Annotated in this window: 8 protein-coding genes; all 8 read right to left on the bottom strand. The window is 72.8% G+C overall.

Annotated elements, in window-relative coordinates:
- Positions 1-90: 90 nt before the first annotated feature.
- Entirely contained in the window at positions 91-1,641 is a 1,551-nt protein-coding gene (locus ACIQU3_RS07325; protein ID WP_403725936.1) for an alkaline phosphatase D family protein, read from the bottom strand.
- Positions 1,642-1,865: 224 nt separating this feature from the next.
- Positions 1,866-3,353 carry a VCBS repeat-containing protein gene (locus ACIQU3_RS07320; RefSeq protein ID WP_403923778.1) on the bottom strand — a complete coding sequence of 496 codons (1,488 nt, stop codon included), beginning with the start codon at positions 3,351-3,353 and terminating at the stop codon, positions 1,866-1,868.
- 150 nt (positions 3,354-3,503) lie between these two features.
- Positions 3,504-4,940 carry a GTPase ObgE gene (gene obgE, locus ACIQU3_RS07315; protein ID WP_403923775.1) on the bottom strand — a complete coding sequence of 479 codons (1,437 nt, stop codon included), beginning with the start codon at positions 4,938-4,940 and terminating at the stop codon, positions 3,504-3,506.
- 124 nt (positions 4,941-5,064) lie between these two features.
- Positions 5,065-5,319 (bottom strand): 50S ribosomal protein L27, encoded by a 255-nt coding sequence (gene rpmA, locus ACIQU3_RS07310; protein ID WP_031107501.1) that lies wholly within the window; start codon positions 5,317-5,319, stop codon positions 5,065-5,067.
- Positions 5,320-5,333: 14 nt separating this feature from the next.
- Entirely contained in the window at positions 5,334-5,654 is a 321-nt protein-coding gene (gene rplU / locus ACIQU3_RS07305; RefSeq protein ID WP_004931419.1) for a 50S ribosomal protein L21, read from the bottom strand.
- 338 nt (positions 5,655-5,992) lie between these two features.
- Complete coding sequence (locus tag ACIQU3_RS07300) at positions 5,993-10,084, bottom strand: Rne/Rng family ribonuclease (RefSeq protein WP_403923772.1); 4,092 nt, start codon at positions 10,082-10,084, stop codon at positions 5,993-5,995.
- Positions 10,085-10,345: 261 nt separating this feature from the next.
- Positions 10,346-11,128, bottom strand: coding sequence for a TIGR03936 family radical SAM-associated protein (locus ACIQU3_RS07295; protein WP_403725950.1), 783 nt, complete (start codon positions 11,126-11,128; stop codon positions 10,346-10,348).
- A gap of 48 nt (positions 11,129-11,176) precedes the next feature.
- Entirely contained in the window at positions 11,177-12,367 is a 1,191-nt protein-coding gene (locus tag ACIQU3_RS07290) for a hypothetical protein (protein WP_403924164.1), read from the bottom strand.
- Positions 12,368-12,891 lie beyond the last annotated feature (524 nt).

The raw sequence follows: 12,891 nt of genomic DNA, 5'->3' as shown, positions 1-12,891 counted from the left end.
AACCCGGGTCGGACTTCTCACACGTCCCGACCGCCGTACGGAAAGGGCCCGGGACCCCGAGGGTCCCGGGCCGCGCGGCGCACGGACGGGTCAGACGACCTCGACGCCCGGACGGCCCGCCTCGACCCTCAGCCGGGCCAGCGTGCTCGGGACCGCCGTGGGCCGGCGCACCGTGTCGACCACCCTGACCTGGGCGTCGATGCCGTCGCGGCGGACGTCGAAGAGGTGGTAGCCGCGATGGGCGTCGAGCAGCTTCCAGTGCGGGTTGTCCGGGCGCCGCGGGTCCCACTCCCTGCGGAAGGCCTCCTGGTCCTGGTCACCGTTGCTGGAGATGGACGTGCCGACGAACTCGGCGCCGACGACGTCCGACTCCGGATCGGCGAAGTCCTCCTTGAGGTCGCTGATCATCGTCAGGTGCCGGTCCCCGGAGAGCACCACCGGGTTGCGGACCTGCTGGAACTCCTCCAGGAACCGATTGCGTTCGGCCTGGTAGCCGTCCCAGGCGTCGTAGAACCAGAGCTTGCCCTCGCCGACCTTGAGGTCCGTCTCGGCCATCATGATCTGGGAGGCGATGAGGTTCCAGCGGGCGGGCGAGTCCTGCAGCCCGTTCAGCAGCCAGCGCTTCTGCCGGGCGCCCAGCATGGTCAGGGCGGGGTCCTGGGCGCCTTCCTGGCTGGTGGCCTGGTCGCTGCGGTACTGCCGGGTGTCCAGGACGTGGAGCCGGGCCAGCCGGCCGAACTCCAGACGGCGGTGCATCCGGATGTGCGGACCGTCCGGGACGGCGGTGGCACGGACCGGCATGTGCTCGTAGAACGCCTGGTAGGCCGCGGTCAGCCGGGCCACGAACGCGTCGTGCGGCTGCTTGTCCGGGTCCTGCGGGATCTCGCCCGCGAAGTCGTTGTCCACCTCGTGGTCGTCGAAGGACACCACGAAGGGCGCGTTCGCGTGCATCGCCGCGAGGTCCGGGTCGGTGCGGTACTGGGCGTACCGGTTGCGGTACTGGAGGAGGCTGAACGGCTCACCGGCGCCCTCGTGCCGCCGTACGGCCGTCGCCGAGGGCGTGGACTCGTAGATGTAGTCGCCGACGAAGACCACGACATCCGGGTCCTGGTCGAGCATGTCTGCGTATGGCGTGAAATAGCCGTGTTGCCAGTTCTGGCAGGAGGCGAGGGCCATGCGCAGGGAGCCTCCGGAGCTGTGAGGGTGGGGCGCTGTGCGGGTGCGGCCGACGGGTGAGAGCTGCCCGCTGGTGCGGAAGCGGTACCAGTACGTACGGTCCGCACGCAGTCCGCGTACGTCCACGTGAACGCTGTGCCCGTACTCGGGCCGGGCCTGTGCGATGCCCTGCCGGACGGGCTTTCTGAACCGCGTGTCCTCCGAGAGCTGCCACTCCACCGGCACCACCCGGTCGGGCATGCCACCGCCGTTCAGCGGGTCCGGGGCGAGCCTGGTCCAGAGCACGATGCCGTCCGGGAGCGGGTCGCCCGAGGAGACGCCGAGGCTGAACACGCCGTCCGGCAGCGGGGTCTCGGCCGCGCGGGCCACGGCCGGGAGCCACAGCTGGGCGGAGGCGGCGGCACCGAGCACCGCGGCACCGGCGGTCAGAAAGCGGCGTCGGTCGGGGGTTGCTGCTCCGGTCATCGGCTGACTCCCTTACCTCGCTGGCCACATGGACACGGGGAAGCTTCACGCTCACGGGCGGTCCGCCCGCTGAACGTCGGGGTTCACGTACATGACAACTAAGCAGACAAAGAGAGACTCGCCGCCAGCATCGGAACAAGCCGTTGCCGGGGCGAGTCTGACAGGTGTTCAGCGGGCGGCCCGGGAGCCGGGCCGTACATGTGGGGCGGGCGGGTGTACTGCGGTCAGCGGGTGAACCCCGCGCCGAGGGAGGAACCGTTCTTCACGGTGCCGAGGGTGCCCGCGCCGAAGCTGACCGATCCGGTCGCGGTGGGGGTGTTGACGGGGTTGGGGAACGCCCAGACGCCGCCGTCCCGGTTCTCGCCGGTGGCTCCGGCGAACAGCTCCGCCCGGCCGTCGCCGTTGACGTCCAGCAGCTTGGTGTCGGCGCCGAAGAAGTCGTTGCGCTCCGCCTCGCCCGGGACGTTCCCGGTGTTCTGGCTCATGCTGTAGGAGCCGTCACCGGTCAGCCCTGACCTGCCGCCCCGCAGCACGGTCACCTGGCCGGCCGCGTACACCTCTCCGAGGTCCTCGCTCGCGCTGCCGGTGGAGACGTCCGCGTAGCCGTCGGCGTTGACGTCGCCGACCGAGATGCCCCCGCCGAACGTGTCCGCCCACTCCGAACTGCCGGGCACCCCCGGGCTGTCCTGCGTGATGATCGCCGTACGGGAGGTGTCGGGGCCGTCGGCCGAACCGTGCACCACGGCGATCTGGCCGCCCTTCAGCAGCGGGTCGTCGAGATCGACCTCGCCGTAGCCGTCGTTCGGGCGGCCGATGACGAGGTCGGCGTAGCCGTCCTTGTCCACGTCGCCGACGCCGAGGCTCTCACCGCCCCGCATGCGCGTGCCGTCCGGGTCGTTCACCGGGGCGGGGGCGCTCAGGCCCTCAGGGGTGCCCCGCAGGAAGACCGCGCGGCGGTGTTTGTAGTCGGGGTCGTGCATGTCGTCGTCGCTGCGGTCGTGGATGAGCGCGACCAGGTCCGTGATGCCGTCGTGGTCGACGTCCCCGGCCGCCACGTCGTCCGTGAAGTACGCGGGCTCGATGGCCAGGTTCCGGCTCTTGGCGGCGCCCGCGGTGCGGTCGAACGGCCCGTACAGCAGGCGGTTTCCGGTGGCGAGATCCAGCCGGCCGTCGCCGTTGAAGTCGCCGAGCGCCGGGGTTTCCGCGTCGACCCGGTCCTCCTCGGTGCCGGTGGCGACGGCCGTACCGCCGGACAGGCCCTGCTTCCCGCCCCACAGCACGGCGAGCGTGCCGGCCGACAGGACCTCCCCGACGTCCTCGCCGGGGGAGCCGACGACCAGGTCCGCGTAACCGTCGCCGTCCAGGTCGCCCGCGGAGAGATCGCTGCCGTAGTCGTCGTCGGTCTCCGCGACGCCGGGTATGCCCGGGGTGTTCTGGCTGACGATCTGCTTGTGCGCGAGGTCGAGGCCCTTGGCCGAGCCGTACACGACGGCCACGTACCCGGCCCGGGCCTTCCCGTCGACCGTGCCGCGCGGCGCGGCGACCGCCAGGTCCTGGTAGCCGTCGCCGTTGAAGTCGTCCCGGAGCCTGTCCGCGACGGACGGAGCGGCGGGGGCGGCGTGCGCGACCACCGGGGTGGTCACGGCCGCGACGACGGCGACGGCCACCGCGACCGCCCGGCCGACCCTGCGCTTGCTCATGGACTGTGGCACGTCGACTCCGTTGCGTCGCTGAGCAGTTATGGCGCGGTGAGGAACAAGATCCTCACCGGCGCCGCCCTGTACGACTCACCCGGGAGCGACTTGGTTGCACCGAAGTCCGTTGCGAATGTGCTCTTTGTTGAATCAGAACGGCCCGAGGACTCAGAACGGCTCGAAGTCGTCGTACTCCTGCTCCGCCTCGTCCCGCTCGGCCTGCCGGTCCCTGCGGCGCTGCGCGGCCGGCCGCGCACCCTCGAACCGGTGGTCCTCACCGCGCCGGCCGAGCATCTCGGCCCCGGCCGTCACGGACGGCTCCCAGTCGAAGACGACCGCGTTCTCCTCGGGGCCGATGGCGACGCCGTCACCACCCCGGGCACCGGCCTTCATCAACTCTCCCTCGACACCGAGCCGGTTGAGCCGGTCGGCGAGGTAGCCGACGGCCTCGTCGTTGTTGAAGTCGGTCTGGCGCACCCAGCGTTCGGGCTTCTCGCCGCGCACCCGGAACAGGCCGTCGGCCTCCTGCGTCACGGTGAAGCCGGTGTCGTCCACGGCCTTGGGCCGGATCACGATCCGGGTGGCCTCTTCCTTCGGCTTCGCGGCCCGCGACTGCGCCACGAGCTCGGCGAGCGCGTAGGACAGCTCCTTCAGGCCCATGTGCGCCACGGCCGAGACCTCGAACACGCGGTAGCCGCGCGCCTCCAGGTCGGGCCGCACCATCTCGGCCAGATCCTTGCCGTCCGGTACGTCGATCTTGTTCAGGACGACCATCCGCGGCCGGTTGTCCAGCCCGCCGTACTGCCGCAGCTCTTCCTCGATGATGTCGAGGTCGGAGACGGGGTCGCGCTCCGACTCGAGCGTCGCGGTGTCGAGGACGTGCACGAGCACACTGCACCGCTCCACGTGCCGCAGGAACTCGAGCCCCAGGCCCTTGCCCTGGCTGGCGCCGGGGATCAGCCCGGGCACGTCGGCGATCGTGTACACCGTCGAACCGGCCGTGACGACACCGAGGTTGGGCACGAGCGTGGTGAAGGGGTAGTCGGCGATCTTCGGCTTGGCGGCGCTCAGCACCGAGATCAGCGACGACTTGCCGGCACTCGGGTACCCGACGAGGGCCACGTCGGCGACGGTCTTCAGCTCCAGGACGACGTCCTGGAGGTCTCCCGGCTCGCCGAGCAGCGCGAACCCGGGCGCCTTGCGCCGCGCGGAGGCCAGTGCCGCGTTGCCGAGGCCGCCCCGGCCGCCTTGCGCGGCGACGTACGACGTGCCGTGCCCGACCAGGTCGGCGAGGACGTTGCCCGCCTTGTCCAGCACGACCGTGCCGTCCGGCACCGGCAGGACGAGGTCCTGACCGTCCTTGCCGGAGCGGTTGCCGCCCTCGCCGGGCTTGCCGTTGGTGGCCTTGCGGTGCGGGGAGTGGTGGTAGTCGAGCAGCGTGGTGACCGACTGGTCGACGGTGAGGATCACGTCCCCGCCGCGCCCGCCGTTGCCGCCGTCCGGTCCGCCCAGCGGTTTGAACTTCTCACGGTGGACGGAGGCACAGCCGTGGCCTCCGCTACCCGCGGCGACGTGCAGCTCGACGCGGTCCACGAAGGTGGTCATGGTGTGTGCCTCCAGGTGCGTACGTATGTGTACGAGGTTCTACGGGGTTGTTCTCTGCGTAACACGCGAAAGGCGGACCCGCTTCCCGTGAGGGAAGTGAGGTCCGCCTCGCGAAAGTGTCCGATCAGGCGACCGGAACGATGTTCACGACCTTGCGGCCACGGTGGGTGCCGAACTGCACCGAACCGGCCTCGAGGGCGAACAGCGTGTCGTCGCCGCCACGGCCGACACCGGAGCCCGGGTGGAAGTGGGTGCCACGCTGACGGACCAGGATCTCACCCGCGTTGACGACCTGACCGCCGAAGCGCTTCACGCCGAGCCGCTGGGCATTGGAGTCGCGACCGTTCCGGGTGGACGATGCGCCCTTCTTGTGTGCCATTTCTCCTCAGTCCCTTACTTCGCAGCCGCGGGGATCTCAGTGACCTTGATCGCCGTGTACTGCTGGCGGTGGCCCTGGCGACGGCGGTAACCCGTCTTGTTCTTGTAGCGCAGAATGTCGATCTTCTGGCCCTTGTGGTGGTCCACGACCTCGGCCTGGACCTTGATGCCGGCCAGCACCCACGGGTCGCTGGTCACGGCGTCGCCGTCGACAACGAGCAGGGTCGAGAGCTCGACCGTGTCGCCAACCTTGGCAGTGGAAATCTTGTCAACCTCAACGATGTCGCCGACAGCAACCTTGTGCTGGCGACCACCGCTGCGCACGATGGCGTACACGCGGAACTCACTCTCTCGCTCGGGAAACGGCACCCCCGCAGGCCAGCCGCCCGACTCAGCGAACAGCCTCTCCTGGGCGCCCGGCGCCCGGAGGATGAGGTTTACGGGGATGTGACGCGTCAGTCGACACGCCGACGGTCAAGGTTACGGGGCCGCGGCCGAAAGGGTCAAACCGAGTCGGACCCGCCGCCTGTGCGACCGGTCACGCCGGTCGCGTCCCCGGGGCGTACGCGGAGTTCGCGCACGCCCCGGGGACGTCGAGGCCGGTCGGGCTCGTCGGCCGGTCGGCTCTCGCCGGCCGGTCAGCCCTCGTCGGCCGGTCAGCCCTCGTCGGCCGGTCAGCCCTCGTCGGTGGAGGCCGAGACGGAGGACCCGGAGGACACCGACTGCTCAGCCGCCACGGTCTTCTTCGACGCGGTCTTCTTGGCGGCGGTCTTGGTGGTCTTCGCCGCCTTCTTGGCCGTCGTCTTCTTGGCCGCGGTCTTCTTGGCCGCCGTCTTCTTGGTGGCGGCCTTCTTCGCCGTGGCCTTCTTGGCCGTCTTACGGGCCGTCTTCTTGGCGGGGGCCGACTCCTCGGCGGCCGGCTCGACAGCGGCCTCGGACCCGGCCGCTCCGGACACGGCATCCCCGGCTGCGCCCTCCTCGGACGCGGCCGTCGGGACGACCATCACGGCCGTCTCCTCGGACGCCGTGGACGCCGTCGGCTTGCGCACGGCACGGCGCCGCGGACGGGCCGGGGCGGCGCTCGCGGCGGGCTGCTCGGCGACCGGCTCGGCCGGTGCCTCGGCGGCCTCGGCCCCGGGCTCCACGGGCGCGGTCTCGGCGACCGTCACCACGGCCGCCTCGGCACCCGCGGGGGAACCGGCCGGAGCGGACACCTTGCGGGTGGCCCGGCGCCGGGTACGGCCCTTGGGCGCGGCCTCCTCCACCGGGGCCGCGGGGGCGGCGGGCGCGGCCTGCGCGGCCTCGACCACCGGGTCCTCCACGGCCATCGGCTCGGCCTGTGCCTCGGCTGCCGGCTCCGGCTGCACGGGACGGGCGGCCTCCTGCTCGGCGGTCACGTCCTGAGCCGTCGGCGCCTCGGCCACGGACTGCGCGGCCCTGCCCCTGCCCCGCCGGGTCGTCTCCCTGCTCTCCTCGGCCTTCGGCTCGGCCGCCTCCGCGCGCGGGGAGCCCGCCGGGGCCGACGCCCGCCGGCTCGCCCGGCGACGCGAGCGCCCGCGGCCGGCCGCTGCCTCCGCCTCGGCGGCGCTGCTGTACAGCTCCTCGTCGGGCTCGAAGGCCGGCGCGGGCAGCGCGACCGGCTCGGCGACCTCGGCCACGACCTCCGCCTCGGTCTCCGCCTCCTGCTCGGCGGTCTCGGCGGTGTCGACGGCGGCCTCGTGCACGTGCTGCTCGGCGGCACCGGCGCGGGCACGCTTCTTGCGCTTGCCGCCGCCTCCGGGAGCCGTCGGCTGCTCCATGTGGACGATGACACCGCGGCCGTTGCAGTGGACGCAGGTCTCGGAGAAGGACTCCAGCAGTCCCTGCCCGACCCGCTTGCGGGTCATCTGCACGAGGCCGAGCGAGGTCACCTCGGCGACCTGGTGCTTCGTACGGTCCCGGCCCAGGCACTCCAGCAGGCGCCGCAGCACCAGGTCCCGGTTGGATTCCAGCACCATGTCGATGAAGTCGATGACGATGATGCCGCCGAGGTCACGCAGCCGCAGCTGACGCACGATCTCCTCGGCCGCCTCCAGGTTGTTCCTGGTGACGGTCTCCTCGAGATTGCCGCCCTGGCCGGTGAACTTGCCGGTGTTGACGTCGACGACGACCATCGCCTCGGTCCGGTCGATGACCAGCGAACCGCCGCTGGGCAGCCAGACCTTGCGGTCGAGGGCCTTGGCGAGCTGCTCGTCGATCCGGTACGTGGCGAAGACGTCGACCTCGGAGGTCCACTTCGACAGCCGCTCGGCGAGGTCCGGCGCGACGTGCGAGACGTAGCCGTGGATGGTCGACCAGGCCTCGTCACCGCTGACGACGACCTTGGAGAAGTCCTCGTTGAAGATGTCGCGCACGACCCGGACGGTCATGTCCGGCTCGCCGTAGAGCAGCGTCGGGGCGTTGCCGCTCTTGGCCTTCTTCTGGATGTCCTCCCACTGCTGCTGCAGCCGCTCGACGTCCCGGCGCAGCTCGTCCTCGCTCGCGCCTTCGGCGGCGGTGCGCACGATGACGCCCGCGTCCTCGGGGACGATCTTCTTGAGGATGGTCTTCAGCCGGGCCCGCTCGGTGTCGGGCAGCTTGCGGCTGATGCCGGTCATGGAGCCCTCGGGCACGTACACGAGGTAGCGGCCCGGGAGGGAGACCTGGCTGGTCAGGCGGGCGCCCTTGTGGCCGATCGGGTCCTTCGTCACCTGGACGAGCACCGACTGGCCGGACTTGAGGGCGGATTCGATGCGGCGCGGCCCGTTGGCCATGCCGAGCGCCTCGAAGTTGACCTCACCGGCGTACAGGACGGCGTTGCGGCCCTTGCCGATGTCGATGAAGGCGGCCTCCATCGACGGCAGCACGTTCTGCACCTTGCCGAGGTAGACGTTGCCGACGTACGAGGTCGACTGCTCCTTGTTGACGTAGTGCTCGACGAGCACGTTGTCCTCGAGGACGCCGATCTGCGTGCGGTCGCCGTGCTGGCGGACGACCATCACGCGCTCGACGGCCTCGCGGCGGGCCAGGAACTCGGCCTCGGTGATGATCGGGACGCGGCGACGGCCCTGCTCGCGGCCTTCGCGACGGCGCTGCTTCTTGGCCTCCAGACGGGTCGAGCCCTTGATGGACTGCACCTCGTCGGACGGTTCCGTCTTGGGGCGGGGCTCGCGGACCTTGACGACCGTGCGCTCCGGGTCGTCGCCGGAGGGCTCGGAGTCGGTGCCGGAGTCCCCGGCGCGGCGGCGACGCCGACGGCGACGGCGGCTGCTGCTGGAGCCGCTCCCGCCGGACTCGTCACGGTCGGTGGTCTCCTCGGAGTCCTCGTCGTCCTCCTCGGCGCCGTCCTCGCCGTCCTGTGCGGCGGTCGGCTCGGACTCGGCGTCCGAGTCGTCGCCGCCCTCGCCGAGTTCACCGTCGGAGTCGGCGGACTCGCCACGCCGGCGACGGCGACCGCCCCGGCGACGGCGGCGGCGCGAACCGGTGCCCTCGGCCTCGTCCTGCTCGTCGCCGTCGCCCTGGTCCTCGGCGGACTCGTCGGTCTCCTCCGCCTCGTCGGCGGCGGTGTCCTCCGCGGTTTCGGGGGCCTGGGCCTCCGGCTCGTCCGCGGCACCCCGGCGACGGCGACGGCGACGCGAGCCGCCGCTCTGCTCCTCGCGCTGGGCCTCGGCCGGTGCGGACTCCTGCTTCTCCTCGGGCTCCGCCCCGGCCGCCTCGGCGGCGGCAGCGGCAGCGGCCCGCTCCGGCGTCTGGAACTGGGGCTCGGTGAAGACGGGCGCCTGGAACAGCGCGACGGCGGGCCGCCGCGGACGCGAGGGCGCCTCGCTCTCACCGTCGGCCTCGTCCGCGGACACCCGGGCGGCGGCCTTCGAGGCCTTCCCGCCCCGGGTGGGCTGGGCGGGCTCGGCGAAGCCGCCGGCGGCCCGGCGCACGACCCGGCGACGGCGACGCGGACCGGCCTCTTCGGCCGGCTCGACGCTCTCACCGGCGGGCGCCTCGGCGGCGGGGGTCTCGGTGGCAGCGGCCTCGGCGGCGGGGGTCTCGGAGGCGGCGGCCTCGGACGCGCGGTCGGGCCGGGCGGCGGGAGTCTCGGTCACGGGTGCCTTCGCCTCCTCGGCGGTCACCTCCGCGGTCTCCGCGGCGGAGGGCGCCCCGGCAGGCGCGGACGCACGTCGCGCGGCACGCCGGCGGGTCCGGCGCGGTGCAGCCTCTTCAACGGCCTCTTCAGCGGCGGCGGGTGAGGTGACGGTGCGGGTGGCGCGGCGGCGGGCTCGCTTGGGGGCGGCGTCCTCGGTCACCGCGGCGGGAGCGGCGGTCTCGGCCGGCTCGGTCGTCTCGGCGTCGGCGTCGGTGGCTGTGGCGGCGGTCACCGGGACCACCGTCTCGGCGGCCTCCGCGGCGGCGGGAGCACCGGCGGGGGCGGAGGCGCGGCGCACGGCGCGACGGCGCTTGCGCCCGGCGGGCGCGGCGTCCTCGTCGCTCTCACCGGCCACGGGCGCTGCGGCTGCCTCGGGGGCCCGGGCGGCCTCGGCCGCTGCCTCCTCGGCCTCGCCGGACTCGACGTCCGCGAGTTCCTCGGCATCGGCGGCCGGTATGGCCGGCGCGACGGTCTCCACCGGCGTGTCGGAAGAGGCACCGGTGGGCGGACCCGCCGGGCGGGACGCGGCACGGCGCCGCCGACGGGGCGGCAGGGTGTCGCTGGGGGTGTTCTGTTCGGAACCCTCTGTGGGTTCGGTCGGCTCGAGCATGCGGGCTTGTCTCCCGTCAGGCTCCCGGGCGCCGCGCCTGGTCCGGCGAATGCCGGTGACGTCCGCGGCGCGCGCTGTGCGCGTTCGCCGCCGTCCGGGGCGCGGGCGCCGCACGGGAGCTCTCTGTGTCCTGTCTCGCCGGTTCCGTACGCCGAATGCGTACGGCCTGGCGAAAGTCTTCTGGTCGGTGCGCTGCCCGACCCAGGTGGCTCCCGAGTCCGAGGGCGGCGCTTCGACGTCCGTCCCTACGCGGGACCTTCCTTACGCCGGCGCCGTCGCGGTGGCAGTCGGTTCGGCCGTTGGGTGGGCCTCGGCTGCCTCGCGGTCGGGCGCGAGCGGGTCGGTCACCGTGCCGGTCTCTTCATCGAACAGCCCCTGCGCCAGCCTGGTCACCGCTGCGGGGACCGGCGGCGCCAGGTCGGCCACGGCGCGGAGACCGGACAGGACGTCGTCGGGTCGTACGGCAGGCGTCACGTGCCGAACAACCAGCCGCAGTATCGCACAGGGCTGGTCGGTCGGCCTATCAGCCTGCGAACTGTGCGTTTCCTTGAGGTCGCGGACCTCCAGGCTCGCCACGGCGGCGCGGGCGTCGAACGTACGGACGCCGTTCTTGGCGAGGCGCTGGACCTCGACCGTCTCGGCCGCGTTGAAGGCGTCCGCCGCTCGGCGGGCCTCCTCCACCGGCACTCCGTCCAGCCGGAGCTCCCAGACGGAAGCCGTCAGCCGGTCGGCGAGCCCGGAGGTGCGGGCCTCGACCGCGTCGGTGATGTCGAGCCCGGTGGGCAGCGACTCGTCGAGAAGGGCCCTGAGCTGCTCCGGGTCGCGGGGCGCGGTGAGCGCGATCTCCAGGTATTCCGCCTCACTGCCCGTGCCGGTGGGTGCGGCATTGGCGTACGACACCTTCGGGTGCGGTGTGAAGCCCGCCGAGTAGGCCATCGGCACCTCGGCACGGCGCAACGCACGCTCGAAGGCGCGCTGGAAGTCACGGTGGCTGGTGAACCGGAGGCGGCCGCGCTTGGTGTAACGCAGTCGGATGCGCTGCACCGCGGGTGCGGGCGGCGGGCCTTCGGGCTGTCGCTTGCCCAGTGTCGTTCAGTCCTTCGTGAGAGCGGTCGTACTGCTACCAAGAGTACGTGCCCCGCGTCCCGATGGTTCCCGGCCCTCGACGGGCTGCGGCCGGCGCGGCTCGCCGAAGAGCATCCGGCGGAAGTCGGCGCGGGCCTGCCGTACGGACTCCCGGGCGGCGGCCAGCGCCTGCCGGGTGGCCCGCCCCACGCTGCGGGCGGCCTCGGCGGCGGGCCTCAGGACGGCGTCCCGCACGGCGTGCCCGACGGGCGTCAGCACGCTGCGGTACACCCACCGCACCGGCTCGACGAAGATCCACCGCAAGAGGGTGCCGAGGAACCGCCCGACGGCGAGCGAGATGTGCCCGGCGATGCGCCAGGCGTGCCCGAGGGCGTCCCACACCTCCCGGCCGATGACGGCCAGGGCGCGTCCGGCCGGCGCGAGGATCCAGCGCCAGAGGGCGAGTGCGGGCAGGACGAGCAGGATCCGGGCGACCCAGTGGAGCGCCGTCCCGATGCCGGTGAGGATCGTGCGCACCAGCCATACGAGCCCCCTGCCGCACCAGGCGACCGCGCGGCCGACGGGCGCGAGCACCCAGGTGTACAGCCAGAGGGCCGGTACGACCACGAGGTACTTCATGAGCAGGGCCACGACGGTCCAGACGCCGATGCCGAGCGCGGCGAGGCCGGCGCCGAGTCCCTTCATGACCCACCGCACCGCGTGCCCGACGGGCGTGAGCAGCTGCGCGTACACCCAGCCGAGCCCGGCCCCCAGGCTCCTGGCGACCCATCCGAGTCCGGCACCCAGGCCCCTGGCGACCCAGCCGGCCGCGGCCCCGATGCCCCGGGCGGCCCATCCGATCGCGTGCCCCACCGGGGTGAGGACCGAGTGGTACAGCCAGACCAGGGGGACCACGAAGAGGATGTTCCCGAGCAGACCGAGGGTCTTGCCCACCGGCACGGCGACGTAGCGCCACAGCCCCACGAACGGCCAGACGAACACGGCCCGCGCGACCCACAGCAGCGCCCGGCCGAGCGGCCGGAGCAGCGTGTCGTTCAGGAACCGCCCGGCCACGACGAGCGCGTCCCACAGCATCCGCACGGGGACGACCAGGACGAGCGCGATGATCCGCACGGGGATGCGGATGGCGACGGTGAGGCACCCCTCGGGCGCCTGCGGCTCGCGCCGCACGGACGGGACGCCCGGCCGCCGGGGCAGGTCGGCCGACCGCCGGGGCTGTCCGTCCGGCCACAGGAGTGGGTCGTCAGGCCGTCGAGACGGATCGTCAGCCCCCTGGGACGGATCGACAGACCGCCGGGACGGATCCTCAGCCCCCTGGGACGGATCGACTGGCCGTCGGGACGGATCGTCAGGCCCGTGGGGCAGGTCGGCCGGTGCCTCGGAACCCTCGCGGGGTCGCTTCTCCAGATCCATACCTTCGTAGACGCCCTCAGAGTCCCGTCCGGATCCAGCACCGCACAGCCCCGCCCCGTTCTCCCGCGTTCTCTCCACTCGGCCGCAAGATCATAAGGGTCACCCGCGGGCGAACTGCGCCTGCAGCGGCCGGGGCGACTCCTCGAAGCCGCTCGCGTACGCGGAGACGGCTCGCGGACCGGTCTCCTGCGCCCAGGCGACGAAGTGCCGTACGCACGCGTCGGGTTCGCCGAGGTGCTGCGAGCCCGTTCTCGACGAGCCACTCCCGCCGGAGGGCGGCCGGGGCAGCCAGTTCGGCGGGCCCGGCC

The sequence above is a fragment of the Streptomyces sp. NPDC101110 genome (assembly GCF_044759525.1).
GTDB lineage: Bacteria > Actinomycetota > Actinomycetes > Streptomycetales > Streptomycetaceae > Streptomyces.
Note: the sequence above shows the minus strand (reverse complement) of the source record. Positions and strands in the feature narration are given on the sequence as shown.

What these genes read in the sequence shown, in the direction of transcription:
- ACIQU3_RS07300 (WP_403923772.1), bottom strand. Translation starts at nt 10,084, where the DNA reads ATGCTCGAGCCGACCGAACCCACAGAGGGTTCCGAACAGAACACCCCC.
- obgE (WP_403923775.1), bottom strand. Translation starts at nt 4,940, where the DNA reads ATGACCACCTTCGTGGACCGCGTCGAGCTGCACGTCGCCGCGGGTAGC.
- ACIQU3_RS07325 (WP_403725936.1), bottom strand. Translation starts at nt 1,641, where the DNA reads ATGACCGGAGCAGCAACCCCCGACCGACGCCGCTTTCTGACCGCCGGT.
- rpmA (WP_031107501.1), bottom strand. Translation starts at nt 5,319, where the DNA reads ATGGCACACAAGAAGGGCGCATCGTCCACCCGGAACGGTCGCGACTCC.